30 protein-coding genes are annotated in these 26,848 nt (G+C 34.7%); 24 read left to right on the plus strand and 6 right to left on the minus strand.

The genetic code is table 11. The features are described 5' to 3' along the window. Window positions 1-133: 133 nt before the first annotated feature. Entirely contained in the window at window positions 134-589 is a 456-nt protein-coding gene (gene cbpB, locus TE34_RS00960; protein WP_047982959.1) for a cyclic-di-AMP-binding protein CbpB, read from the minus strand. A 454-nt stretch (window positions 590-1,043) separates the two neighbouring features. On the opposite strand from cbpB, the gene TE34_RS00965 reads away from it, so the two are divergent. The 3 genes from TE34_RS00965 (at window position 1,044) to TE34_RS00980 (ending at window position 3,486) form a co-directional block, all read left to right on the plus strand. Then, window positions 1,044-1,895 carry a metallophosphoesterase gene (locus TE34_RS00965; RefSeq protein ID WP_047982960.1) on the plus strand — a complete coding sequence of 284 codons (852 nt, stop codon included), beginning with the start codon at window positions 1,044-1,046 and terminating at the stop codon, window positions 1,893-1,895. Between the two features lie 435 nt (window positions 1,896-2,330). After that, window positions 2,331-2,918: an SCO family protein gene (locus tag TE34_RS00975; RefSeq protein ID WP_047982962.1), complete on the plus strand. Its 588-nt coding sequence runs from the start codon at window positions 2,331-2,333 to the stop codon at window positions 2,916-2,918. A gap of 97 nt (window positions 2,919-3,015) precedes the next feature. Further along, window positions 3,016-3,486 (plus strand): YkyB family protein, encoded by a 471-nt coding sequence (locus TE34_RS00980; RefSeq protein ID WP_047982963.1) that lies wholly within the window; start codon window positions 3,016-3,018, stop codon window positions 3,484-3,486. 95 nt (window positions 3,487-3,581) lie between these two features. Here the strand turns inward: TE34_RS00980 and TE34_RS00985 are convergent, their stop codons facing one another. Then, the gene (locus tag TE34_RS00985; protein WP_047982964.1) at window positions 3,582-3,941 is read right to left on the minus strand and encodes a hypothetical protein; all 360 of its coding nucleotides are present in this window, start codon (window positions 3,939-3,941) and stop codon (window positions 3,582-3,584) included. Between the two features lie 138 nt (window positions 3,942-4,079). Between TE34_RS00985 and TE34_RS00990 the strand changes: the two genes are divergently transcribed. Together TE34_RS00990 and TE34_RS00995 are read left to right on the plus strand one after the other, a co-directional pair. Then, complete coding sequence (locus TE34_RS00990; protein WP_047982965.1) at window positions 4,080-4,976, plus strand: DMT family transporter; 897 nt, start codon at window positions 4,080-4,082, stop codon at window positions 4,974-4,976. Window positions 4,977-5,004: 28 nt separating this feature from the next. Next, window positions 5,005-6,162: an aminotransferase A gene (locus TE34_RS00995; RefSeq protein ID WP_047982966.1), complete on the plus strand. Its 1,158-nt coding sequence runs from the start codon at window positions 5,005-5,007 to the stop codon at window positions 6,160-6,162. A 58-nt stretch (window positions 6,163-6,220) separates the two neighbouring features. Here the strand turns inward: TE34_RS00995 and TE34_RS01000 are convergent, their stop codons facing one another. Next, the gene (locus TE34_RS01000) at window positions 6,221-6,415 is read right to left on the minus strand and encodes an aspartyl-phosphate phosphatase Spo0E family protein (protein ID WP_047982967.1); all 195 of its coding nucleotides are present in this window, start codon (window positions 6,413-6,415) and stop codon (window positions 6,221-6,223) included. Between the two features lie 160 nt (window positions 6,416-6,575). On the opposite strand from TE34_RS01000, the gene lepB reads away from it, so the two are divergent. The 3 genes from lepB (at window position 6,576) to TE34_RS01015 (ending at window position 9,816) form a co-directional block, all read left to right on the plus strand. Beyond that, window positions 6,576-7,109 carry a signal peptidase I gene (lepB, locus tag TE34_RS01005; protein WP_047982968.1) on the plus strand — a complete coding sequence of 178 codons (534 nt, stop codon included), beginning with the start codon at window positions 6,576-6,578 and terminating at the stop codon, window positions 7,107-7,109. A gap of 373 nt (window positions 7,110-7,482) precedes the next feature. Next, window positions 7,483-8,643 carry a hypothetical protein gene (locus tag TE34_RS01010; protein ID WP_047982969.1) on the plus strand — a complete coding sequence of 387 codons (1,161 nt, stop codon included), beginning with the start codon at window positions 7,483-7,485 and terminating at the stop codon, window positions 8,641-8,643. Window positions 8,644-8,664: 21 nt separating this feature from the next. Beyond that, window positions 8,665-9,816 carry a S1C family serine protease gene (locus tag TE34_RS01015; RefSeq protein ID WP_047982970.1) on the plus strand — a complete coding sequence of 384 codons (1,152 nt, stop codon included), beginning with the start codon at window positions 8,665-8,667 and terminating at the stop codon, window positions 9,814-9,816. 59 nt (window positions 9,817-9,875) lie between these two features. On the opposite strand, the gene TE34_RS01020 is transcribed toward TE34_RS01015, so the two are convergent. Next, window positions 9,876-11,825, minus strand: a complete 1,950-nt coding sequence (locus tag TE34_RS01020; RefSeq protein WP_053074925.1) for a sensor domain-containing protein — start codon at window positions 11,823-11,825, stop codon at window positions 9,876-9,878. 29 nt (window positions 11,826-11,854) lie between these two features. Further along, entirely contained in the window at window positions 11,855-13,219 is a 1,365-nt protein-coding gene (locus TE34_RS01025) for a TrkH family potassium uptake protein (RefSeq protein WP_047982971.1), read from the minus strand. 194 nt (window positions 13,220-13,413) lie between these two features. On the opposite strand from TE34_RS01025, the gene TE34_RS01030 reads away from it, so the two are divergent. The 3 genes from TE34_RS01030 to TE34_RS01040 all read left to right on the plus strand — a co-directional run bounded on the left by TE34_RS01030 (window position 13,414) and on the right by TE34_RS01040 (window position 17,355). Next, window positions 13,414-14,529: a CdaR family transcriptional regulator gene (locus TE34_RS01030; RefSeq protein WP_047982972.1), complete on the plus strand. Its 1,116-nt coding sequence runs from the start codon at window positions 13,414-13,416 to the stop codon at window positions 14,527-14,529. 82 nt (window positions 14,530-14,611) lie between these two features. Continuing rightward, window positions 14,612-16,024, plus strand: a complete 1,413-nt coding sequence (glcD, locus tag TE34_RS01035) for a glycolate oxidase subunit GlcD (RefSeq protein WP_047982973.1) — start codon at window positions 14,612-14,614, stop codon at window positions 16,022-16,024. Continuing rightward, window positions 16,024-17,355 carry a (Fe-S)-binding protein gene (locus TE34_RS01040; RefSeq protein WP_047983018.1) on the plus strand — a complete coding sequence of 444 codons (1,332 nt, stop codon included), beginning with the start codon at window positions 16,024-16,026 and terminating at the stop codon, window positions 17,353-17,355. The genes glcD and TE34_RS01040 overlap by 1 nt, the downstream gene beginning before the upstream one ends. Window positions 17,356-17,389: 34 nt before the next feature. Here the strand turns inward: TE34_RS01040 and TE34_RS01045 are convergent, their stop codons facing one another. After that, window positions 17,390-17,800 carry a YwpF family protein gene (locus TE34_RS01045; protein ID WP_047982974.1) on the minus strand — a complete coding sequence of 137 codons (411 nt, stop codon included), beginning with the start codon at window positions 17,798-17,800 and terminating at the stop codon, window positions 17,390-17,392. Between the two features lie 110 nt (window positions 17,801-17,910). Here TE34_RS01045 and TE34_RS21565 point away from each other — a divergent pair, with 110 nt between their 5' ends. The 13 genes from TE34_RS21565 (at window position 17,911) to TE34_RS20895 (ending at window position 26,836) form a co-directional block, all read left to right on the plus strand. Further along, a complete protein-coding gene (locus tag TE34_RS21565) occupies window positions 17,911-18,045 on the plus strand; it encodes a hypothetical protein (RefSeq protein ID WP_269083139.1) in 135 nt (44 codons plus the stop codon). Window positions 18,046-18,145: 100 nt separating this feature from the next. Beyond that, window positions 18,146-18,862 (plus strand): hypothetical protein, encoded by a 717-nt coding sequence (locus TE34_RS01050; RefSeq protein ID WP_053074926.1) that lies wholly within the window; start codon window positions 18,146-18,148, stop codon window positions 18,860-18,862. A 165-nt stretch (window positions 18,863-19,027) separates the two neighbouring features. Continuing rightward, window positions 19,028-19,234, plus strand: coding sequence for a DUF1657 domain-containing protein (locus tag TE34_RS01055; RefSeq protein ID WP_047982975.1), 207 nt, complete (start codon window positions 19,028-19,030; stop codon window positions 19,232-19,234). Window positions 19,235-19,288: 54 nt separating this feature from the next. Further along, window positions 19,289-19,753, plus strand: coding sequence for a hypothetical protein (locus TE34_RS01060; protein WP_053074927.1), 465 nt, complete (start codon window positions 19,289-19,291; stop codon window positions 19,751-19,753). A gap of 20 nt (window positions 19,754-19,773) precedes the next feature. Then, window positions 19,774-20,253: a stage V sporulation protein AC gene (spoVAC, locus tag TE34_RS01065; RefSeq protein ID WP_047982976.1), complete on the plus strand. Its 480-nt coding sequence runs from the start codon at window positions 19,774-19,776 to the stop codon at window positions 20,251-20,253. Continuing rightward, a complete protein-coding gene (gene spoVAD, locus TE34_RS01070; RefSeq protein WP_047982977.1) occupies window positions 20,254-21,258 on the plus strand; it encodes a stage V sporulation protein AD in 1,005 nt (334 codons plus the stop codon). Window positions 21,259-21,264: 6 nt separating this feature from the next. Continuing rightward, window positions 21,265-21,615, plus strand: a complete 351-nt coding sequence (gene spoVAE, locus TE34_RS01075; RefSeq protein ID WP_047982978.1) for a stage V sporulation protein AE — start codon at window positions 21,265-21,267, stop codon at window positions 21,613-21,615. A gap of 14 nt (window positions 21,616-21,629) precedes the next feature. Then, a complete protein-coding gene (locus TE34_RS01080; protein WP_047982979.1) occupies window positions 21,630-21,833 on the plus strand; it encodes a DUF1657 domain-containing protein in 204 nt (67 codons plus the stop codon). 15 nt (window positions 21,834-21,848) lie between these two features. Then, window positions 21,849-22,706: a DUF421 domain-containing protein gene (locus TE34_RS01085; RefSeq protein WP_047982980.1), complete on the plus strand. Its 858-nt coding sequence runs from the start codon at window positions 21,849-21,851 to the stop codon at window positions 22,704-22,706. Window positions 22,707-22,805: 99 nt separating this feature from the next. Further along, the gene (locus TE34_RS01090) at window positions 22,806-24,326 is read left to right on the plus strand and encodes a spore germination protein (RefSeq protein WP_047982981.1); all 1,521 of its coding nucleotides are present in this window, start codon (window positions 22,806-22,808) and stop codon (window positions 24,324-24,326) included. Between the two features lie 11 nt (window positions 24,327-24,337). Next, window positions 24,338-25,447, plus strand: coding sequence for a GerAB/ArcD/ProY family transporter (locus TE34_RS01095; RefSeq protein ID WP_047982982.1), 1,110 nt, complete (start codon window positions 24,338-24,340; stop codon window positions 25,445-25,447). Then, window positions 25,422-26,681 (plus strand): Ger(x)C family spore germination protein, encoded by a 1,260-nt coding sequence (locus tag TE34_RS01100; protein WP_047982983.1) that lies wholly within the window; start codon window positions 25,422-25,424, stop codon window positions 26,679-26,681. Before TE34_RS01095 ends, TE34_RS01100 begins: the two co-directional genes overlap by 26 nt. Then, window positions 26,678-26,836 carry a hypothetical protein gene (locus tag TE34_RS20895; RefSeq protein ID WP_157037555.1) on the plus strand — a complete coding sequence of 53 codons (159 nt, stop codon included), beginning with the start codon at window positions 26,678-26,680 and terminating at the stop codon, window positions 26,834-26,836. Before TE34_RS01100 ends, TE34_RS20895 begins: the two co-directional genes overlap by 4 nt. The last annotated feature ends 12 nt before the right edge of the window (window positions 26,837-26,848 follow it).

The raw sequence follows: 26,848 nt of genomic DNA on the forward strand, positions 1-26,848 counted from the left end.
AACATTCTGTACTGATTTGAGCAATTAGAATTACTTGCATTGCTCGTATCATTGCATGGAAGTACTTCAAGATGGACTTCTTTCTTAGTTACAAAAAAGAGCTCCCTTTGCTTTGGTTGCAAAGGAGCTCTTACTATTGGTTTTGTTTGTTTCTATCCGAATAAATATCTTTTCTAATTTCCTTTAATATTGCTCTTCTAGTTAGGATACCGTCAAAATACCCCTCTTCATCTACTACACATATAAATGGATAATTTATTAAAGCTTTAAGACCATCAACTAATGTGTCCTCTTTTAATACTCTAGGAATATCTGTATTTACTACATCTTTTACTTGCAACTGTGACAACTTATCAATTTCAAATCGTTCCAATCCTAATATTTCATTGAGGATTTTAGTTTTACCTATTGTACCTTTTAGCTTGTATCCTGTATCTAGAACAGGCACGGCAGAATAACCAGATTTGACTAAAACTAAAAGAGCGTGTTCCAATGGGTTATTAACTTGAACATGGGCAACTTTCTCTGCGGGAATCATCTTATCGGCAACTGTTAATGTCGTTAATTCCCTATCTTGTAACAAACTCATCATACCCACTCCTTTTTACCATACTACTTTATACACATGATTATGAAAGGGGTTTCATAGTTTCACTTATTTACCAGCCAATAATAGTGTAACACACTTTAGCTTGTTTTAGCATGCACAAAACTTTATGCATAAAAAGTATTAGTACAGATAAACTTTGACAATTTTTATAGCCTTATTGGGATTCATCAACTTTCATTTGTTATATACTATGTCTATATGACTTGTTTTGTTGAGTCCAATTTATACTACAGCAAAAAGCTTGTTATTTAGTTTTTTATAAAACCTTTGTCTACCTTCCACTGCAACAACTTCTCCATACCGATAATCCATTCTGATAAGTTAGTTAGAAATAAACTAACCAAAACTCATGTTACAGACTTTCAAAACATACTGTACTATATAGCTAGCTATGCTATAATTTATAAAAATTATGATTCACGAAGGTGAAAGCATGAACAGAAGGTCTTTTTTAAAAAAATTTTTAGGTAGTACACTCGCACTCTTCGGAATGACTGGTAGTGCGTATTACTATGCTAGAAATATAGAACCTAATTTACTTACTGTTAATAAAGAAATCATTGAATCTAATAGAATTCCTGCGTCATTTAATGGGTTTAAAATAATTCAGTTTTCAGATACACATATAGGTTTTCATTACACACTAGAACAATTTCAAGATTTAGCCGAGAAAATTAATAGTTTACAACCAGATTTACTAGTCTTTACTGGTGACCTAGTAGATCGACCAAACCAATACAATTGGACACCGAAACTTACCGAAATATTAGCTAATCTACAAGCACCACAGGGAAAGTACTGGATATATGGAAACCATGATCATGGAGGCTATGGAACTGAAGTTATACAGGACGTAATGGGACAAGCGAATTTCAAGCTGCTAAAAAATAGTCATCAGGCAATAGAACAGGACGTAGATCGAATCATACTTACAGGTATTGATGATGTCATGCTCGGGAGTCCCAATCTTACAAAAGCTTTAGAAAATACAAACCCAGATTTATTCACCATTCTTCTTGCCCATGAACCGGACTTTGCCGATATTTCTCAGAAACATCCAATCGATGTGCAATTATCTGGACATAGTCACGGTGGACAGGTCCGGCTCCCTTTTGTAGGTCATCTATACACACCTATTTATGCGGAAAAGTATGTAGATGGGAAATATTCATTCGAATCCAGCAAGATGAATCTTTATGTCAGTAGAGGAATTGGTACAACAAGACTACCATATCGTTTCCTTTGCAAACCTGAAATTACTTTGTTCACGTTGAAGTCTAAATAACCAGGCTCCCCAATATATTTACTTAGGCATATATAAAAATAAGCATCACCCTATTATCCAGTCCCAAGTCCATACTACAGGTACGGGTTAGACTTTAAGATATTATTAGACCAACAAGGCTGGGATATAACTGAATCAAAGGTTGTAAATGCGAACAATCATCATATTAGCCCCGGAAATATACGGAGACTCCTGTGGGAGGATAGGCATCGGTGAGACCCCGCAAGAGCGATAGCTCTGAGGAGGCTCACCAGCCGCCCACGGAAAGCGTAGTATATTTCCGGGGCGGGTTATGTGCACTATAATGTTCGGATTTACTTTTGATAGAATTACTTTTGATCCAGCCTCTCTACCTAGTTGTAACAGTTTATCCATAGTTTTAACTTCTCCAACATGGTAAACTATAGAAAGAATTTACATAATGGAGGCTATATAATGATTAAAAAGATACCACTGATAGTAGTAATTGGTCTCATCCTTCTCCTAGCAGCATGCGGTGGTCCGAAATATGAAGGTGATTTTTCATATGAGATTCAGGATTTCACCTATACAAACCAAGATGGTGAACAAGTTAGTAAAAGTGACTTGGAAGGGAAAATATGGATTGCTGATTTCATTTATACTACATGTGAAACTGAATGCCCACAAATGACTTATAATAAACAAAAAATTGAAAGGGCATTACATGAGGAAGGCATTGAAGATGTTGAATTTGTATCCTTTAGTATCGATCCAGAGCATGATACACCAGAAGTTTTAAAAGAATATGGCGAGGTTCGCGGTATCGAATTTGATAAGGACAATTGGACTTTTTTAACAGGATATGATGCTCAAACAATTAAAGAATTTGCTGTTAAATCGTTTAAGACAATAGTAGAGCCAATGGAAGACGATACATTCATACATGGCGTACTACTTTATATTATTAGTCCTGAAGGCAATGCTATAAAGAGTTATAATGGAATGTATTTAACAGAAGAACAGATTGCTGATGCTGTAAACTTTATTGACGATATGCGATAAGAAGCCAGAAATGGCTTCTTATCTTTATTATTTGATAGTGGACAAGCTTTAAGATACTATTAAATAAACGAGATTATAAATGAAAGGAGGTAAACTGATGACAAAGAATGAAACTGTCTCTCTAAGAGAACTAGCAAAAGCTATTTATACAGTTAATCGCCATGCAAAAACCGCACCAGAACCACAACATTTATACTATATAAAAAAAGAGACTATTAAACGTTTGCTAAAGGAAAACCATGCTAAAAAAGTTGGGTTACACTTCTCCGAACACCCAAAGCTTAGTAACCAGCATTCAACCCTCTTAGTTCAGGTGGAAGATTATTATTTTCATATTCCTCCGACGAAGGAAGACTTCAAGGAACTGAAACATTTAGGAGCACTCGATCAAAATTATCGAAATCCCCAAACAAAAATGTCACTATCGCAAGCCAAGAAGATAATCTATCAATATATTGACTGGAAACCAGTTAATAAAAAACCAACTAAAAAACCGCATTCCTCATCCTATTTCACACCATCATCACTCGGGAAAATGGAATGGCCTCCACGGAAAACCTTTCGTTAAAAAAGGATGTCTCTTACAGTGAACTTATTCACAAAGAGACATCCTTTTTAGATTTTTCTTTTAAACCCCGTAACAACTAAACGAATAAAAAAACCTCAAATTTTCTTACTTTTCCCTATTAACTGTCTAACTACATGAACAACACATAATAACAACCCAAACACAGCTAAAGCTTGTAAGGAAATTTTTAATAACTGGTAAGTGAACAATTGTATCTCCCCTACAAACAATACAATGGAAAAAAAGATAACGAGAAATAACAACCCGCTCAGAAGGTAACTTACAAGTTTTTCAGATTGTAAGGAAATTAAAACCATCGATACCGGCCGAATAATATAATAACAAGCCATTATCCCAAGAAAAATTACTAATGTGTAAAATGCTTCTTTAGTAATTCCTAATGATTCCAATTGAGAAATTTTAATCCAATCAATCATATAAAAAGGAATATTCATGTTCACACCACCTCATACTTAACCTATTTATCATTGTAAACGGAATAAAAGAAAACTATACTAGTTTCGTATGTATTTAATTAATTTTCACTAAATTTGCTATAATTAATATAGCTAACTAGAGAGGTGGTTGTTCTATTGAATAAAGCAATTTTCTATATCATGCTAGGTGCAGCATTGTGGGGTACCATCGGCTGGTTCGTAAAGAATTTATATACATATGGTTTTACTCCAATGGAGGTCGTAACACTTCGAGCAGCAACAACTGCAATTATATTAGTTACATATTTGTTAATCATATCACCACAGAAATTAAAATTATCAAGATTTTCTGATGTTAAATACTTTATTGGCACTGGAATATTTAGTATTATACTCTTTAATTACTGCATGTTTACAACAATTGACCTATCAACCATTCCTATTGCAACGGCATTATTGTATACCGCTCCAGCCTTTGTATCTATCATTTCATTTTTCTTATTCAAGGAAGCATTTACTAGAAAAAAACTGATAGCACTAGCCGGAACCCTTATTGGGACGTGTTTTGTAGTAGGGTTAATACCTCTTAATTTGAACGCAATTCCCTTTCAGAGTATCCTGTTCGGGCTGGGTTCTGGTATTGGCTATGCCTTATATAGTATTTTCAGTAAATATGCTCTACAAAAATATACAAGTTTGAGTATTACTACCTTCACTTTTATAGTAGCATCCTTGTCTCTGCTACCTTTCTTTCCGTATGGTGAAAAACTAAAGCTACTAATGGAACCAGAAGTATTACTACTTGCGTTTGGCCTAGGACTTTTTCCAACCGCAATCGCTTATATCGTTTATACCTATGGTTTGAATAACACGCAAGCTTCAAAGGCATCGATTCTATCCACTATAGAACCAGTTGTTGCAACACTTATTGGGATATTTGTCTTTCATGAAGCCTTTTCCTTTGTACAAATGATAGGGATGTCACTTATAATAGGTGCAGTTATACTAATGCAAACCAAATCAAAGAATCGTGGTTCTTACGTACAAATTTAATATTATTAATCAACTTGGAGGAAAAACAGTGAATGAATTATTGAATCATCACGTACAATCCATCGAAATATCTGGGATTAGAAAGTTTTTCAATCTGGTAGCTAGTGAAAAGGATGTAGTCTCCCTTACTATAGGTCAACCTGATTTCTATACGCCAGAGCATATAAAAAAAGCTTCTATTACTGCTATCCAATCTAATAAAACGACATACACAAATAATGCAGGTATTATCGAGTTAAGAAAAGCTATAGCAAATTATTATGAATCAAACTATCATGTAAGCTTTAATCCGGAGAGTGAAATTATTGTTACAACAGGCGCATCACAGGCTATTGATATCGCTTTCCGTACCATATTAAATCCCGGTGATGAGGTTATCTTACCTGCACCTATCTATCCTGGATATGAGCCACTGATCACTTTAGCAGGTGCGAAGTCTGTACTAGTTGACACAACAAAGACTAATTTTAAATTGACAAAAGATGTCTTAAAAAACGCAATTACGGAAAAAACTAAATGTGTTGTACTCCCCTATCCTTCTAACCCAACAGGAGCTTCATTTAGTACTGCTGAACTAAAAGAACTTGTTGATGTATTAAAGGATAAAAAGATATTCATTTTAGCTGATGAAATCTACAGTGAACTTCTATATGATTTTAAACATACTTCCATTTCAAGCTTTGCCGAGGTAAAGGAACAGACCATCGTAGTGAATGGATTATCTAAGTCACATTCAATGACTGGATTCCGAATTGGCTATGCTCTTGCACCACAATGGATTGCAAACCACATGTTAAAAGTGCACCAGTACAATGTGTCCTGTGCTTCGTCTATTAGCCAATATGCAGCCTTAGAAGCTTTAACAAATGGATTAGCTGATCCTATAAAAATGAAAGAGGTCTATCAACAACGAAGAGATTATGTGGTAAATCGTCTAGTCAAAATGGGGCTAACTGTTAATAATCCCAATGGGGCTTTCTACCTTTTCCCTCACTTCTCTAAACAAGGGATGACATCGTTTGAATTAGGCTTGGATTTAGTTAAAAAGAGTAAAGTAGCACTAGTACCAGGAACTAGTTTTTCGTCTCTTGGAGAGGGATATATGAGGTTATCCTATGCATACCATCAAGACACACTTCAGATGGGATTAGACCGAATTGAACATTACGTACAAACCTATTATTAATGGAAATAGACGGGATACACAAAAGTTCATGATATCCCTCCTATTAGCCATATGATAGTTACTTAAGTTTTATTTCTTCTATGTCTGAGTGAGTATGATCTTTTTTTGATTTTTCATAAATATTTAGTAAGCGGTCTAGTTCTTGACTAAGTGCTATCGATTCTAAGCTAGTAATTCCTTGCGTTAATGCGGTAGAACTCATTTTACTTCTTAATGTTTCTATTTCTTTTAGGAGCTTGTCAGTATCGTGCATAAATGAACTACAATACCTCCTTTACTATTTCTATTACTTTAGCATAGATAAACATCTTCTAACAAAGAATTTATCTTTACCTAAATTTTTAACACTTATATAACATTTTTCTTGTTATACTATAAATAAATAACTATATGTACTTTGTATGATGAAAGGAATGTCTTCTTTGGCCGAAGTTAACGAAAAAAATGAATGGGTAGAATGGGGAAAAGCTATTGTTATAGCCATCATTCTAGCATTTTTACTACGAACTTTTATTTTTGCTACTTCCATAGTGGAAGGAGATAGTATGGATCCAGCTCTTCAGGATGGTGAACGAGTTATATTCAACAAATTAGTTTACATAATTGATGAACCTGAAAGAGGAGACATTGTCATCATTCATCGTCCAGAGAAAAATTACGTAAAGCGAGTAATTGGCTTACCTGGTGAAACAATTGAAATTAGAAATCATAATCTTTATATCAATAATGTATTGTATGACCAACGTTTTTTAACAGAAGATGCTAAAAATCATACCGGAAATTACGGACCGATTAAAGTGCCTAATGGAAGATATTTCGTCATGGGGGATAACCGATCGATTAGTAAAGATTCAAGAAATGGATTAGGATTTATCATGGAAGATGAGATTATTGGAAAATCTGAGTTTGTTTTTTACCCTTTTGGTGAAATGGCTAAAACTAGATAAACATACAAATGGGGTTGTCTTTTAGAAATCACTCTAGAAGACAACCCTTTTTAATTTAAGAAAAGAAGGTATAAAATCCAGAGATGTCTAGCTCCGGGCGCCCTGCGCTTTTCTTAATTATTTTTCATTATCCCAAACAAAACTACCGATAAAAAATAAAAGGATTACAAAGCAAAGTACGCCAAAAGCTGCTTCAAATTCAAACATGATGTGCCACCTCCTAGCATTAATATATGTATCATTTCACTATTTTAAAAAAATACTTATAACCTTATATATCATACCACATTAAGTCCCTAAATAAAGAGAAATATGTTAAGATATAAGTAAATTTATTGACGAGATTTATCGAATTTAGGAAGAGGGTGAAAACTTGTTACATTGTCCATATTGCGGCTCATTAGTTAAAGAAGAAGAAGCGTATTGTGTTAGCTGCGGTGAAGAACTTCCTAAAGACATCCATCTGCGTACTAAAACAGAAAAAAAGTTTAATAGATTATGGTTCATCCCTTTCTTAACACTTGTAATCATTTTACTTGCAGTAAATTTATTCCATAGTTTCCTACAAAGTCAATCCGTACAAGCTAAAAAATACTACGAACTAGGTGAAAAAAGTCTAGCAGTTGGAGATTACGATACCGCAAAAAAATATTTTACAAATGCTATGGATGAAAAGCCTAATTTCAAACAAGGACAAATAGCACTTGAGTTCATACAAAAGTCATTTTCTATAAAAGAACTCTTAGAAAAGGCAAATGAGGAATTAAAAAATAAAGACTTCCAAACTGCCCTATCACTAATTAACGATGCGGAAGCTTCCTTAAAAAATTTCGATGGTGCTGCTACGACTAACTTGGTGGATGATATTGTAATTCATCGAAATAAAGTTAAAATCGAGCAGTTAAAAAGCTTACTCTCTCTTAAACCAACTGTTGACGAACTAAAAGTACTGCTTTGGGAAGCAGATGCTATTAAAAGTAATGAGGCAACTCAAATCACTGAAAATATACGTAGCCAAATTGTTGATTTCACCTATTCAAAGGCAAGTGAAAAGCTTTCAGAAAAACAGTTCAGTGATGCTCTGTTTATTGTAGATGATGGATTAAAATACGCACCTAATGCAGAGAAATTATTAAGTCTTAAAACAACCATTGAAAAAGAAAAGGTGTCCTTTGAGATTACACAACAGCAACGCATTCAACAGGCAATCGATACGGCTGAAGAAGAGCGGGAGATGAATGAAACTGACGCTATAGAAGTAGTCTCTGTACAACTTGAAAATGATGATCAAGGTAATTTAGTTGTGAAAGGTGAAGTCAAAAGTGTCGCAACAATCCCTATTAGTTCTGTTCTTGTAGAATACACTCTACTAACGAACGATACAGAATTTCTTTCGAATAGCGTTTATGTATATCCAGATACACTTTATCCGAATGAGAATGGAAAATTCGAATTTACTCATTATGATATTAGTCAAGAGGTTGAATCAATTGATATTAACGTCAAGAAGATTACCTGGTATACAAATTATTAAGTAATCTCTGGAGTTGAAATTATGTTACAAAAGAAAAAAAAGTTTCCAATTATCGTTTCTATAATCATTAGTGTCGTTGGTATTGCTAGCCTTCTATTTATGTACTTCAGTTGGCAGTCCGAAAATGTGTTAATCAATAATCCTATTATTAAAAAAGTACAATCTGAATCCGAAACAGTTAATCTGAAGACAATTGTCCATGAAGCAGAAAAAAACGTAGTACAAATAGAAGCTAAGAATGAGTATCAAACATTAACTGGTTCAGGATTTCTTTACAATGAAAAAGGTGATATTATAACGAATGCTCATGTCATTCAAAATGCAGAGACAATCTATGTTAGAACTGCGAATGCAAGAGTTTATCCTGCTGCAGTCATAGGTATCGGTGACAAGACGGATATTGCAGTAATTAGAGTCCCACAGCTCGCGGGAATGAGCGGTCTTGCTATGGATACAGATGCCCTTGCAGAAATTGGAGATGAAGTGATTGCTTTAGGAAGCCCTCATGGATTTCAAAACACCGTTACACTTGGAATAATCTCCGGTTCAGAACGAAATTTCACTGTGGATGGTTATGACTATAATAACGCCTATCAAATATCAGCACCAATTACGCATGGAAATAGTGGTGGACCTTTAATTAACCGAAATACTGGAAAAGTTATAGGAATTAATTCTGTAGGAACAGAGGATGGTACTATCGGATTTAGTATTCCGATAATCGATGTTATACAAGATATTGAGACATGGTCTAATGAAGCACAGAATAGTCAGTTAACCTTCACTAGCACAGAAGACTTAATGAATTCTATTGACCCTGAGGAAATTATGCAGGACGCTGAATATGTAATGGAATACTTTTTAGACAGTATTATTATCCGGGATTATGTAGCAGCTTACTCTTTGTTAGGTGATTCCCTTCAATCAACCAATTCATACTCTAGCTTTAGAGAAGACTATATACAAGTATTAGATGTAGAATATACCCATCAATCCACATTAATTGGTGATAATAATCATGCTTCCGTACTAGTAGATATTGTACTGACAAAGAATCAACCAAACGAAGAAGAACAAATTAAAGAAAACATTCAATATAAATTCAATATTGGATATGAAAATGATCAATTAAAAATTATTGGTATTGATTATGTTAACAATACGAATGAATAATAAGATTAATAAGGACAGAAGCCCAACAAATCAGAGCTTCTGTCCTTATTATTTATAGTCTATGCTAAAAACTTTGTTAATTCTTTAGGTGGTAATGGCTTACTGAAAAGGTATCCTTGCATCTCGTCACATCGTTCACTTGTGAGGAAATCTAATTGTTCAATCGTTTCTACTCCTTCAGCTATGACCTTCATATTTAAAGAATGCGACATATGAATAATCGATTTAACAATAGCTTGATTTTGCTTTTGTTGTTCATTTAGGAACATCCTATCAATCTTTAACTTGGTAATCGGAAACACACTAAGATATTTAAATGATGAGTAACCTGTCCCAAAATCATCGATAGAAACAAGTACCCCTAGTTCTCTAAGTGCATACAAAGTCTCTAGAATTTCTTCCTCATTAGACATAGCCATTCTCTCTGTTATTTCTAATTCTAAATAATGAGGATCTAACCCTGTTTCATCTAATATATCGTTAACCTTTTCCACTAAATTACGTTGATGAAATTGCTTCGCTGATAAATTAACACTTACCGTAATTGGCGTGAATCCCTTATCCTGCCACTCTTTATTTTGCCGACAAGCTTCTGATAACACCCAATCTCCAATATCAATGATAAGACCAGTCTTCTCAGCCAAAGGAATAAATTCTATCGGACTTATATACCCTCTTTCAGGATGATTCCAACGAATTAATGCCTCTAAACCAACTACCTCATTCTTCATTAGATCCTTTTGTGGTTGATAATGAAGTTCAAACTGTCCATCCTTAAGCGCCTTCCTCATTTCTGTTTCCATCGTTAACATGGTTCTGAAATTTTCAGAAATAGACGATTCAAATAAATTATAATAGTTTCGATGCTTCTCTTTAATCACATACATTGCAGAATCTGCATGTTTGATTAAGTCAGAAACACTGTTACCATTGTCAGGGTATATACTAATACCTATACTAACTGTTGTATAAATTTCATAATCATCGATCGTGATTGGTTTCTCGAATTCAGAAATTAACTTTTCTGCTAGTTCAGTTGCATCTGCCTTTGTAGTATTCCGCTGTAGAATTAAAAACTCATCTCCGCTCATTCTAGCAATAAATGTATCCATTTGCAGGAATGACTTTAACCGGCCTGCACAAGCTTGTAATAGCTTATCCCCAAAAGAATAACCTAGCGTATCATTTATCTCTTTAAAATAATCGATATCTAGAAAGAAAACTGCAAGCTGCTCCCCCGCTTCCTCCGCCTGTACAATGGCCTCTTTTAAAACTTTATTAAAGAAATTGCGATTAGGTAAATCGGTCAATTCGTCGTAATAAGCCATATATTCGATTTTGTTTTCATTCTCTATTCTTTCGGTGATATCTTTCACACTTGCTGCACGAACTATCTTCCCATTCTTATAATAAGGGTATTCAACCATCTCAATATAGAAGCTTGTACCATCCTTACGTACTCCCTTCAGCTCTAATACCCCGTCTATTACCTCTCGATCATCATTTTTTAATTTTTTATAACTTTTGGATTCGATTAGCTGGTCCATCGTAATATCTAACATTTCTTCCTTTGTATAACTAAACATCGTAGCAAAGGTCTCATCACAGTCTAATATGATTGAATTGGTATAGAGGACAATTCCTTCAGTTGAATTATTAGATATTTGATTAAAATAGCGTTTCAACTCATCTGCCCTATTTTGTAAAGACAATTCATTTACAATTAAGCAATATAAGTCTCCTGATATCTGAAGCGACTTTACTTCTAATATCTTACCATTTCCCTTTTTCATTTCCATTAACAAGTGAGTTTGAGTTGATTCCTTTAATAAATGAAAATCAATATAATCTGCAATTGAATTACCGCTAGTTTTATTGATATTCAAAATGGAATACGCTTCGTCGTTCCCTTCAATAATTGTCCCATTATCTTTGACAAATAAAATGGGTTCTGTAAAAAAGGACAAGAGCTGAACATTTAAAGGAAAACTAATTTGTTCGTTATGCATAAAGAATTCTCCTCACTCGCAATCTATTTTTAACCGATACTAATTCGTTCCTTTGGATAATGATATTGCCCAGTTTTTTTCGTTTTCTTAAACATGAACAAAAAGGTAATAATCCCAACTCTTCCAATGAACATCAGGAGCATTAATATTATCTTTGTTATAGTAGATAGCTCTGATGTTATGCCTAAGGATAATCCTACGGTACCAAAAGCGGAGGTCACCTCAAACATAATCTCTGTGATGGAAAAAGGCTCATAAGTAGTAATGAATAATACAGAAACAAATACCATAAATATTGCCATTAAGGTGACGGTAACGGCTTTCAGTAGGTCCTCTTCATGTACCTCTCTTCTAAAAATTCGTATACTACTTCCCCCTCTTGCATATGTAATGATAAATATAACCGCAAGTGCAAAAGTAGTCGTACGTATTCCCCCACCAGCACTACTTGGTGATGCTCCAATAAACATTAGAAATGACATCCATAAATGATTTGATTCCGAAAGCTCACTAACATCCATCGTTGAAAGCCCACCACTTCTGGTAGTTACGGATTGGAATAAAGAATAAAAAAGTGACTCATGCCAACTTTTCCCTACAAAGTATTGGTTCATATCCAATAGATATATTACGATTGTTCCTACTACTATTAGAATTGCAAACGTTAATGTTGTAACCTTAGTAAACAAACTAAAATGCAAGAACATACGATTATGTTGACGTGAAAATAAAAAGTTCTTAACCTCTATTAAAACCGGGAATCCAATAGCACCAAAAATGATTAGCAGTATGTTAATAAACTGGATAAAGTAATCATGTCTATAAGGTATAAGGGACTCACCTGTAATATCGAACCCACCATTAGTTACAGCACTAATAGTACCAAAGAAGCCATGCAAATAAGCTTCTGATGGGGTTGAGTAGTATTTCAAGAAATATGTACCTAAAACTAAAAAGGCAATAACTTCTACAGTGATTAGAACTAGCATAATTTGTTTAATCAAACGAACCATGCCTTCAAAATTCGTCTGGTTCTGATCGGTCATAATTAATTGACGTTCCTTTAATCCGATTTTTTTCCCTAACAGAAGCCATATAAATGTCCCAATAGCCATTACTCCCACAGCACCCAATTGTAATATGAATGCTAATACAAATATCCCAAATGTACTGAGGGTATCAGCTATGGTTATCGTACTTAAACCTGTAACGCTTAGAGCGCTTACAGCAGTAAATACTTTATCGATAAATTCAACCTCTACCCCATCCTGATATACTTGGGGTAAGCTCATAAGAGCAGTAGAAAAAACGGCAGCTACAAAGTAAAAAAACAATATCACCCGTACTGGTGACAATTTATTTATCCAACGTAAAAAAGACTTTGGTAAGATCATGAGTTATATACTCCTTAGACCACCTAAACTAGGTAGGTGTTCTTTCTTCATAATTATAGCACGATTCAAAATAATTTCCTCTATTTTCGACAATTTATCATATCCACTATACAATAGAGTGGATGATACTTGAAGAATTATAACGAAAAAATACGAAAATGGAAAGACTTGTTAAAAAGTTTGGAGGACTAATTATGGAATTAACCCCTACTTTAGGTCAAAAGATTATTAACGAAACAAGAAATTTAATTCACGAAAAAATAATTATAGTTAATGATAAAGCAATAATAATAGCTAGCACCGATTCCTCAAGACTTGGAGATTTTCATGAAGGTGCCTTACAAACCATTCAAACTAAGTCCACTACTATTCTAACTGAGTCCCACCTAACTACAATGAAAGGTGTCCTGCCAGGAGTTAACTTACCAATAACCATTGAGAATAAAGTAATTGGAGTTATTGGTATTACTGGAAACCCAACCGAGATTATTCCTTTCGCCTCACTCATGAAGAAAATGACAGAAATATTAATCCGTGAAAACATCCTAGTTCAGGAAACAGAATGGCAATCTAGAGCAAAAGAGGCCTATTTTTTCGAATGGGTTCAAATGAACGATATACCCACCCATTTTATAGATAGAGGAAAGCTTTTAGATTTTCATTTATCTTTCCCATTACGTTGCTCTATTATCGAAATTGAAGCGTTTGAACGTTCATATAAGGATAGATTAAATGAAATCCTTGATCTACTAAGCTTGAAGATAACATGTACTCCAATTCGTTGGGGTCATAATCGAATTATTTTTCTTACAGAAGAAGATACAATAGATTTAAACACTTTAACCATGCAACTTCATTCGCTTCAATCCTATCTAGCCTCTAAATTCTGTTTAACGACAACAATTGGGATTGGAACAACTACGAACACATATGTAATTAGTGATTCCTATCAAAAAGCAACAAAAGCTCTAAAACTTGGGAAACCAGGTACAATTACTGCTTATGATGAGTTACTATTAGAGTTTTGTCTAGACGAAGTAAGCACAGATATAAGGAAGGAATTTACGGATAAAATCTTTTCTTCGTTATATAAAGAAGAAAATGTATTCCTTACATTAAGATCTTATTTAAATAACAATATGAATTTAAAACAAACAGCATCTGAACTCCATATCCATATTAATACGTTACATTATCGATTAAATCGAATTGAACAATTAACCGGGTTAAATCCAAAAAGCACTTATGCAATCACACTATTCTACACCGCATTATACTTTTTAGATGAAAATCTAAATAATAAGAAATAAATTAAGATATTTTTGTAGATTAACCCATTCCACTCATTGGTCCAGTGTTTTAGAATAGAGAAAAAACCTTAGGAGAATGCCTATGATACAAGAGCATATAAAAAAAGAATTACTTGAGATCGTTGGTAAGGAAAACTTTCAAGATTCAAAAACTAGTTTATTAACGTACTCCTATGATGCTACACCTGGATTTCAATCTTTGCCTGATGCAGTTGTATCTCCCAGAAATTCAGAAGAAGTTGCAAAAATTGTAAAGCTCTGCAACGAACATAATATACCTATTGTACCAAGAGGTTCAGGCACTAATCTATGTGCTGGTACTACTCCATTACATGGTGGAATCGTATTACTAATGAAGCATTTTAATAGAATACTAGAAATTGATGAAGAGAATTTAACAGTGCGGACGCAGCCTGGAGTAATTACTCAGACACTTATAGAAACTATTGAGCAAAGAGGTTTATTCTATCCTCCAGACCCTAGTTCCATGAAGATATCGCAAATTGGTGGAAATATTAATGAAAATTCCGGAGGGCTCCGTGGTTTAAAATACGGTGTAACTCGTGACTATGTGATGGGATTAGAGATTGTTTTACCCAATGGTGAAATCATTCGTACTGGTGGCAAACTCGCAAAAGATGTTGCCGGTTATGATTTGACAAGATTATTTGTTGGATCAGAAGGCACCTTAGGAATCGTAACAGAAGCGACATTAAAGCTTGTTCCAAAGCCTGAAACGAAAAAGACTATGCTAGTACTTTATCAAGATTTAGATGCAGCAGCCAGATCTGTTTCTGCAATTATAGCAAATCGTATTATTCCAGCAACTCTTGAATTTCTAGATCAACCTACTCTAAAAGCAGTGGAAGATTTTGCACAAATAGGCTTACCGACAAATGTAAAAGCTGTACTATTAATTGAACAAGATGGCATTGAATCTGTTGTTAACAAAGACATGGAATTAATAGCGACCATTTGTCGCGAAAATGATGCGGTTGAAGTTACTCTTGCTAAATCGAGCGAAGAAGCCGATGCATTAACAACTGCTAGGCGCTCTGCTTTATCTGCGCTATCACGATTACGACCAACAACCATTCTAGAGGACGCAACAGTACCTCGTTCTGAAATTGCCAAAATGGTTAGCGCAATACAAGAAATCTCTGAACGGCATCAAGTAACCATTTGTACGTTTGGGCATGCGGGAGATGGGAACTTACATCCTACTTGTCTAACAGATATTCGTGATAAAGATGAAATGAAACGCGTAGAGAATGCATTTGAAGAGATTTTCCATAAAGCGATTGAATTAGGTGGAACAATTACAGGTGAGCACGGGGTCGGTGCGATGAAATTGCCATATCTCCATCTTAAAGTCGGAGAAGCTGGCATAGACGTAATGCGAAATATAAAACAAGCTTTTGACCCGAATAACATTATGAATCCTGGAAAAGTATTTGAGGAACTAGAACGAAAAAGAGTGGTGGTTCAAAAATGATGAAAACAGCAGAAAAAGAAAGAATCACTCAAGAATTCCAGGAAAAGATGGATTATGACGAGTTGCTCAATTGCATGCGCTGCGGTTTCTGTCTCCCAAGTTGTCCTACCTATATTGAGTCTGGTATGGATGAAGCTCACTCCCCTCGAGGAAGAATTGCGATGATGAAAGCAGTTGTCGATGGTGTACTAGAGCCTGACGACGATGTGAAGCGCTCTCTAGATTTATGCTTGGGTTGCAGAGCATGCGAGCCAGTATGTCCATCTGGAGTTAAGTACGGTCATTTATTAGAACAAGCAAGAGATATTATATACCAAAGTAAAAAGAAGTCTGTTCCGGAAAAAGCCGCTCGAAAAGTAGTGTTTCAAGATCTATTCCCTCACCAAAACCGGATGGTTGCAGCGACCAGTTTGCTAGGATTTTACCAGCGATCAGGACTACAGAAAATAGCTCGAAAAAGTGGCATTATGAACTTTTTTCCAGAAACGTTACGTACTATGGAAAAAATTCTTCCATCAGTACCTAAGAAGAAGGAATTAAGAAACAGACCACACTACTTACCAGCACTTATTAACCAAAAGAAAAAGGTTGCCTTCTTCTCAGGATGTTTAATGGATACTGTCTTTATGAAAACTAATGATGCATCAATGAAGCTTTTACAATATGCTGGATGCGAAATTGTTATTCCAGAAACACAAAATTGTTGTGGCGCCTTGCATGGTCATAGCGGTGAACGTGAAAAGGCAAAAGAAATGGCAAAAAACAATATCGAAGCTTTTGAATTAGCTGAAGTAGATTATATTATTACGAATGCAGGCGGTTGTGGAGCGTTTCTAGTTGATTATGGTTATTTATTAAAGGATGAACCAGAATGGGCAGAACGTGCTGCAAAGTTCTCAGTAAAAATAAAAGATATAACAAGTATTCTAGTAGAATTAGACTTCCATAAAGAGGAGCTACATTTAGAGAATCAAGTAGTTACTTATCAAGATTCCTGTCACTTAAAAAATGGTCAAAAAACATTTATGGAACCTAGAAAATTATTACAATCCATTCAAGGTGTTACCTATGTAGAAATGTATGATGCAAGTAGATGCTGTGGCTCTGCGGGGATATACAACATTGTTGAATCAGAGATGTCTATGCAAATTCTAGATTATAAGATGCAACAAACAATAAAAACAGATGCAAAAACAATCGTGACAGCTAATCCTGGTTGTCTCCTACAAATGAAACTTGGAATAGAACGTGAAGGTTTATCGAATTCAGTAAGAGCTGTTCATATTGTTGACTTTCTGTTAGAAGCATATGAAAATAAAGCAATAAATTAGATCTGAGGCTAGGCTAATACAATGTCTAGCCTTTCTATAATAACTTCTTGAACTTCTCTAATAATTCCTCCCCCTGATAACCCTGTTCAATTAGTTCCCCAAGCATCTCTTCTATCTTACTTTTTCTCTTATCCACGATAGTTCCCATAAATATTATGTTGATATGTTTCCCTATTTTGTTAATACTATCGATTGACGTGATGAAAGTTGCTGGTGCATTAGTAATTTTTGATATTTTGACTTCTATCATAACCTGATCACGTCTAGCCTTAAGATCCTCAAACCATTCAAGGTGTTTTTTATCAACTAACGCTTCAATTAGCCAAGAGTTCTTATCGTCTTCTCTATTAATAATAAGACCATCTATTAATTCAATATCTGTTTTAATAATTTCTTCGTTTTGGCTTTCCATAATTTGTAACGCTTTTAATAAAAATGTTTTCATCTTCTTCCCTCCCATTCCTTCCATTATTAAGATAAGTGTACCAAAAGTTTTAGCTAATGATAACTATTAATTCCTAAGGACATACTAATACAAAAAATGGAGGTAATGATATGCTCTCATTATGGGTTACAATTGTTATTATCATTTCATTAATTGTAATACTTATGAAACGAGCACACGGGTTAAAAACTAGTCCTTCCACAAATAATAATAAATTGGAAAAACCACCAAACAATACTCAATAATTATAATTTAAAATTATTCATATATAAAGTTTCTAGTGATAATGTATAATATAAAGTATTCTGTAACAGATATTATACATTCACAGGAGTGTCAAATTATATGAAAAGTAAACTTGGCTATATGTTATTCTTCATGTTATTTCTCGTTGCATGTTCCAATGATGAACCAGCTATTGTTAAAGTAGATACTCCTCCAGAGGAAACTGCAGAAGTACCGGAATTAATTGAAGAAGTTTCAGAAGATGAAGTGGTTGATGAGTTTATAGAATTCACCTTAGAAAATGAAGTTGTACGTGTTAATCTAAAACAAGTTCCAATCTTAAATGCATATTTACAAGGAGTTAAAAATCCACAGAACGTAATTCAACAGATGGATATTCAGAAGTTGTTCCAACAAGAAGATAATGATATTTACTTACTTGAATTTTCATGTGATAATACATGCTCCTACTTACTTCTCGATCAAAGTAGTGAGAATACTGGTATCTTACTTGCTGACTTGTCTACCTTTGAACAGTTTATCCTTTCTCCAAATGAAACAAGAGTTCTTGTAAAGTTCAATCGGGAGTCAGCACAAGATTATCCGCTTTCCACTATCATTGTCATTGATTTAAAAGAATGGGCAGTACTCTCATTAGAAAATGATGCGATTGTGAGTAATATGTTTGATTTTAATTGGCCAATCATTGCTGCAAATTGGATAGATGAAGAAACAATTTCTATCTCAGTACCTGAATCTCTACCTACAAATCATGAACAAGCAGATATTCCCAATAATGAGATGAACGAAATAGTATATGATGTCATCCCAGACTAGGTATTGGTATTATTTTACGGGGTTATTTCCTTGTATATATGCAAATTACTAAAGGTGTTCCAACAGGAGCACCTTTTTTATTGTGAATGGAAACACCTCACAAGTATATTTCACATATGTATCACGAATGCTTATAAAGAACGCTACTCTTGAGGAGGATATCACATGACAGTAGGAAGCCAAATGAAACAGGCAGTTGCAGGCTTAAAAAGTGTGCAGGCTAGCTTCGAACAGTTTGCATTACAAACTGAAAACAAACAAGCAAAACAATTATATGAGCAAGCTGCACAACAAACTCAAAGCATATTAGATAGCGTTGAGCCTCGTGTACAACAAATCGAACAAGAAGAACCACAATATAAAGGCTTTTAACTAAAGGGGAGTTTGTCTCCCCTTTACCCATCATTTTTGAAATAGGTGAAGAACATGCATATAAAACCATCTGCGATCATAATCGGGATTATTTTAATGGTATCTATCATTGGATGTTCGGATGATAGCACGTCACAGAGAAATAAGGATAATTCCGTAAATATTACTCAAATCTCTGCAAAAAATAATTATAATCAGCATTTTTCAAATGAAGCAAAACAAACTCTTTCCCAAAAAGAAGATATAACAAAAGTTGTAGCTGTAAATACGGATAAATTGCTTGTGATTGCCATTGAAGTACCGCATCATGAACGGTTTAATTTAAAAAAGGTGAATAAAGACTTATCCAAAGAAATGGATGAAAAGTTTAAAGACCTCACGGTTGAACTAACAACAGATAAAAAAATAGTGCTGGAATTAGAAAAACTAGAAGGACAACTTAGGAAGAATGAGATATCAAAGAAAGAATTGAAGAAACAACTTAAACACATAAGTAAATTGTTAAAAGAACAGACATAGCAAAAGAAAGAAGGGTAATTATGGCAGATAAAAAGAAAAAGAACCTACCTCCACAAGCACAAAAATACCAAGACTTCCAAGATAAAAGAGAAGTGAAACGACCTATCATGAAAAATTGCCTCAAAGCATTCTTTGTTGGAGGATTCATATGTTTTATCGGCCAGCTCATATCCACGTTTTACATTTACTTCTTTAATTTCACAGAACAGACTGCTGGGAATCCAACAACAGCAACGTTAATTTTTATTACCATGCTTTTAACTGGCTTTGGTGTTTATGATAGAATTGGACAATTTGCAGGAGCTGGATCGGCTGTGCCGGTAACAGGATTTGGAAATGCAGTTATTTCTGCAGCAATTGAGCATCGTACTGAAGGCTTTGTACTTGGTGTTGGAGGTAATATGTTTAAATTAGCAGGTTCTGTTATTTTATTCGGGGTATTCTCTGCATTTGTTGTGGCATTAATTAAAACAATCATCATAACGTGGGGTGGATTATAAATGCTTGCCGGACATCGTACATGGATATTTGAAAATAAACCGGTCATTATCTCTACTGGCACTGTAGGAGGGCCATTTGAAGCAAACGGTAAAATACCTCACGCTTTTAATATCCTACATGATGATATGTGGTTAGAACAAGCTTCTTTTGAAAAAGCACAGCAAATGATGATGGAAGAAGCAAGCCAATATGCTATTAAAAACAGCCCTATTGAAAAGGAACAAGTTTCCTTTTTTATTAGTGGGGATTTAATTAATCAAATTACACCAACTAGCTTCGCAGCGAAAACAATCGGTTCACCATATTTTGGACTATTTAGTGCTTGTGCAACTTCCATGGAAAGTTTGGCATTATCAGCATTCATGATTAATGGCAATGGTGCTGAGTATATCCTTAGTGGTACCTCTAGCCATAATGCTGCAGCAGAAAAGCAATTCCGGTATCCAACAGAATACGGTGGTCAAAAGCCCCCTACTGCTCAATGGACGGTTACTGGTGCTGGTTGTGCACTAGTAGCAAAATCAGGTGATGGACCACGAATCACTTCGGCAACCATCGGTAAAATTGTAGACATGGGGATGAGTGATCCGTTCAATATGGGTGGTGCTATGGCTCCCGCCGCAGTTGATACCATAATTGCACACTTAACGGAAAGAAACGTTGATGCCTCCTATTATGATCTAATTATCACAGGAGATTTAGCACACATTGGTAGAGAGGTTGCTTACGACTTGCTTCAGAAAAACGATGTAAAGCTTCCTTTAGAAAAATTCGTTGATTGTGGTCTTACTATTTATCGTGAGGATCAACCTGTGTTAGCCGGGGGAAGTGGTCCAGCATGTTCAGCCGTCGTAACATATGGACATTTCCTTGATTTAATGAAAAAGGGAGAATTGGAAAAAATACTAGTTGTAGCAACAGGGGCCCTACACTCCCCATTAAGTGTAAATCAAAAAGATCCAATTCCGTGTATTGCACATGCAGTATCTATAGAACTGGAGTGATTGTTCATGATATTTTTTTGGGCATTTGTTATTGGTGGATTAATTTGTGTTATTGGACAAATTATGTTTGACGTTTTCAAATTATCCCCCGGACATACATTAAGTATTTTAGTCGTTTCTGGTGCTATTTTAGATGGATTAGGATTATATGAACCATTGATTGATTTTGCAGGTGCCGGTGCAACAGTACCAATCACTAGCTTTGGTAATTCTTTAGTCCATGGAGCTATGCAAGAAGCAGAGAAACATGGCATTATTGGTGTGGTAACAGGTATGTTTGAGGTAACTAGCTCTGGTATATCTGCTGCAATTATATTTGGTTTCATAGGTGCGTTGATTTTCAAACCAAAAGGCTAGTAAGGAGGTTCACCATGACAGTTGGTTCACAAGTAAAAACCTGCTATGCGAGTATTAAAAACATTGAAGCAACTTTAGCAATTTTGGCCAATCAAACAAATGAAGCTAAATCGAGAAATGTGTATCGTGAAACTGAAGCCATGATAACAGAAATTAAGAATGATTTAGAAAAACAAGTCTTGATGTTAGCAAGAGAGGAACCACAATACAACCAATAGAAAGGATATATTGCTATGCCAGATTGGATTCAGATCATACTTCGAGCTCTCTCCCTCCTTGTTATTTTATTCTTTTTTACAAAATGGCTTGGAATGAAGCAACTTTCACACCTAAATATCTTTGAATATATTACTGGCATTGTCTTAGGTGGAATAGTCGCTATCCATGTTAGCACATTGGAAAGTCCTATCCATTTTGCATTAATCTCGATGTTTATTTGGTTTATTATTCCTTATCTGGTCGAATTAATTTCCTTAAAGAGTAAACCTTTCCGAGATTTCACTCAAGGTAAAAGCCGTGTAGTAATTCAGAATGGAAAGATTATGGAAGATAACCTGAAAAAGGAACATTATTCTACAGATGACTTACTAGAGAGTCTTCGTGATAGAAATATATTTAAAGTAGCAGATGTTGAATTTGCTGTTCTTGAACCAACTGGTAAATTAAATGTATTACCAAAGAGAGAAAATCGTCCCATAACTGCTAAAGACTTATCATTAAATCTCGCTCCTGATCGTGAACCACAGACCGTTATTATGGATGGCAAGCCACTACTCGAATCATTGGCAAATATCTCGCTTAACCCCACTTGGCTTGAGACCGAATTAGAAAAAATGAATGTTAGTATTGAAAATGTATTTTTAGGTCAAGTAGATAGCGATGGGCAATTAACTGTTGATTTATATGATGATACTTTAGCTGTACCTAGTCCTTCCCAGAAGCCACTTTTACTTGCAACAATGAAAAAATGTCAGGCTGATTTAGAATTATTTGCTTTGGCGACTAATAACGAAGAAACGAAACACTTATATCAAAGAAATAGTGAAAAATTGCAAAATGCTATTGATCATATTTCCCCTTATTTACGTTAAACCCTAAATTATTAGGGTTTTTATTTTTGGTACATCTACATAATTTTACCTATTAAGTGGAAACGTATTAGAAAAAAGATTGTTGGAGTTGTTACTCTCATGTTGAATAGATTACTTAGGAAAACTCACAGGAAAAAGGTAAAAAACGAGCAATCATCGAATGAAAAAAATACGTTAAAAGAGTCAGACATAGATGCAAACTTAGAAAATACAATTAATTTATTTAAATCTCTTTATTCCTACTCTGATAATCAAGACGTTATCTTACGGACCATACATATTCCAGGTATAAATAAAAACGCAGCTATATTTTTTATCAACACCATCACAAATCCAATGTCGATAGAAGACTATATTGTTAGTCCATTGTTGCAAAACAACGATGCCACTAAACAAGTGGAAGATATAATTACCGTCCAATCGATGAAAACAAATACTAGAATAAGTGACATAGTTACCCATATCAATAATGGAAACACAGCACTCTTTGTAGATGGTGAAAAACATGCTTACTTAATTGGGTCATCAAATTTCGAAGGAAGAGCAGTTGAGAAAACACAAAATGAAAACGTCGTAAAAGGACCAAAAGAAGCATTTAACGAAAAGGCCGCTACTAATATATCTTTAATTCGCAAAAAAATTAAAAGTGAAAGTCTAGTTGTAGAGTCACTAATTATTTCTAAACGATCTAGAAATGACTTATATATCGTTTATGAAAAAGACCTTGTAGATGACAAGTTACTACAAAATGTTAAAAACCGAGTGAACTCTCTAGACGTTGATGCTGTACAAAATCTCAGTCTGCTTGAACAACATATCGAAGAGCGAAAATATTCAATTTTTCCTACCGTCTTATACACAGAACGGCCAGATCGAGCTGCTTCTTTTATAGAGGATGGATATATTGTTTTATTGATGGATAATTCACCTGATTCACTAGTGTTACCTGCTACATTTTGGTCCTTCTTTCATACATCGGAGGAACACTATTTAAGGTTCCCATATGGAAATTTTACGAGGCTTCTTCGTATAATGGCTTTATTTATTACACTGTTTACATCTTCTGTTTATGTAGCAGTGGTTACCTACCATTCCGAAATGGTACCACCGGACCTATTACTAGCAATTGCTGCAACTAGAGAAAAGGTCCCATTTCCTGCTGCAGTGGAAGTATTTTTAATGGAATTTGCCTTCGAATTGATTAGAGAAGCAGGATTGCGTGTTCCTAGTCCTATTGGACCCACTATTGGTATTGTTGGAGCACTTATTTTAGGTCAGGCCGCAGTACAGGCAAATATTGTCAGTCCCATTGTAGTTATTATTGTAGCCTTGGGAGGATTGAGCTCTTTTGCAATTGGTGATATTAGTATGAATTTTACGGTTAGGATAGGTAGGTTATTATTACTATTTGCCGCAAGTTTCATGGGACTTTTTGGTCTAACAGCATTGTTTACCATGGGGATTTTTTATATGGTTTCCATCAAGTCTTTTGGTGTACCATACTTATCACCTTTAACACCATTTTACGCCTCGTCTGGTGATAAAATCTTTAGGAAGGTGTTGCAGAAAGAAATACTAAGACCAGGTTATGTAAAACCTAAAGATATCAAAAAGCGATAAGGGGGGTATATATGGAGCAATCCAAACAGTTAATTGGAATAAAAGAATATGTGGCAATTGCCCTATTAATGATTGGTACAAAGCTTACCGATGATACCCCTTCCATAATATTTGAAAACGTTAAGAATGCTGGTTGGATGACCCCTATTATTAATGGGCTTATTGCAATTATTCCAATTTACTTTCTGATGAAGGTAGTAACTAACTATAAGAGTAAAAATTTAGCAGAGGTTACCGATCATTTATTTGGTAAATTCTTTAGTTTCCTTATTTTGTTATTACTTTTAGCAGTGGGACTATCTGCAGTTATAATCGACACTGCTATTTATACAGATATAATCGGAACCATGTATTTTAGTAAGACACCTACTATCATTATCTATGGAATATTAATGTTTGTATGTGCTTACGGTGCGTCCAGAGGATTTGAACAAATCGGATCGGTTGCATGGATTGTATTTCCATATTTACAAGGATCGCTATTACTAGCATTAATCTTAACAATTGGCCAAGGAAATACAGCCTTCCTATTCCCTCTCTTTGGACCTGGAACTTGGGAAGTGGTGAAAGAAAGCTCATTAAAACTATCCATATACGCTGACTTCCTATATCTATTTCTTTTTTACCCATATATTAAAAATAGTAAAGTATTCAAAAAAGGAACTTGGTTATCTTTTATTTTAATAGTCATAAATATGAGTATTTCAATGGCTTGTTATGTATTTTTATTTGATTATCAGTCTATAATGCAACTAAATTATCCCTATCATGAAGTAATACGAACTATTACTTTTGGTTTTATGATAAATATGGAAGCATTATTTCTACCATTTTGGCTAATTGCTTCTTTTGTAAGATTTAGTATTTATTTGTATGTGATTGCTATTCTTTTTGGACATTTATTTAAGATTAAGCACTTTGAATACTTGATTCCATCACTAGCAACCTCAATCGTTTTCTTAGGTATGATCCCAGAAAGCCCCACTTTTGCCATCTTCAACCTAAGAGAAAATCTAATACTAATCGTATCACCTCTTTTTTTCTTTTTACCTTGTCTTATGTGGCTAGTAGCAAAACTTAAAGGAGAGTATAAAAATGCCAATAAGAAAAAAGTTGGGTAGAATTATCTTCTCACTTTTAGCATTATTGTGGCTCAGTGGATGTTGGGATCAAAAGGAAGTGGAAGAACAAGCATATGTAATTGGTATCGGGATTGATAAAGCTGAAGATCAGGAGAATCGGGTAAAAATAACTTATTTAATCTCGAATCCAGAAGCTGGTGCAACCGCCCAAGGGGGTGGGTCTGGGGAACAACCGAGAGAAATTATTTCTTTTGTTGCAGACGAATTTATCTCTTCAACAAACCTAGCAAATTCAGTTATTGCTAAACAAATTACTTACGATTTACTGAGAATGATTGCAGTTTCAGAAGAGTTTGCAAGAGATGAACAATTTATTAGGTGGATATATGATGCAACAAAAGCAATGGAGATTAAGAGAGACATTAAATTTCTAGTAACAAAAGAAGATACTGCAACTTTTTTCCAAACTAATAACCCTATACTAGAGACAAGACCACATGAATACTTTGAAAAAATATTGAATACTGGATTTAATAATGGTACCATCCCTAAATCCGAGTTAAACCAATTTTTCCGAATAACCGAGGCGGATGCGGATTTGTTCCTAGGAATCTACAGTTCTTCCGAAAAAGAAAGAAGACAACAATCAGGTGAGGATCCACACCAAATTACTGCCGGAGAATTTCAATTTGAAGGTGAGACAAACACAACCCAATTTATAGGTTCAGCCGTATTCAAGGAAGGACAAATGATTGATTCGTTAACGATTGAAGAAACTAGATTAGCAATTTTATTAAACCCAACCTTGAAACCAGGGTTCTTTTTAGGAACATTACCAGATCCCTTTGATGAAACATATCGAATAGTGATTCGCGTGGAAAATAATGGCCCGTTAAAAGTGGACATGAAACTTAAAAGCGGTACGCCAAATATCGATGTAATCGTGCCGTTAACTATTGAGGTACTATCCAACCATAGTATGACAGACTATCCAAAAGATGCTGAGAAGCGAAACAAGCTCAAAAAGTCAATACAAGAGAGTCTTACCAAAAAAATTGAAGATCTTATAAGAAAAACTCAAGAAGAATATAAAACAGAACCGTTTGGTTGGTCATTAATAGCTAGGAAAAAATTTAGTACCCTTTCTGAATGGGAGAATTTTGACTGGATGAAAACCTATCCAGACATGAATACAAATGTTTCTGTACAAATAAAACTTGGTAAATTTGGTAGGCAAAGTGACTTACCGAGGATTGAGGAGATTCGAGATTGAGATTATTTATTTGGGCTGTTATGCTAATAATGTTCTTTTACACAATTGGCTTTTCAATTACACTTTGGAAAGGAAATAGCAAGAAAGGGTCGATTGCTGTTCTATTCCTTGCTCTAGCCATAGTGATAACACCCTTTATTGCTGTTCTAAAATAAGATAGGCTTACA

Origin of the sequence: Ornithinibacillus californiensis (assembly GCF_001038485.1) — a bacterium.
Classification (GTDB): Bacteria; Bacillota; Bacilli; order Bacillales; family Amphibacillaceae; genus Ornithinibacillus; species Ornithinibacillus californiensis.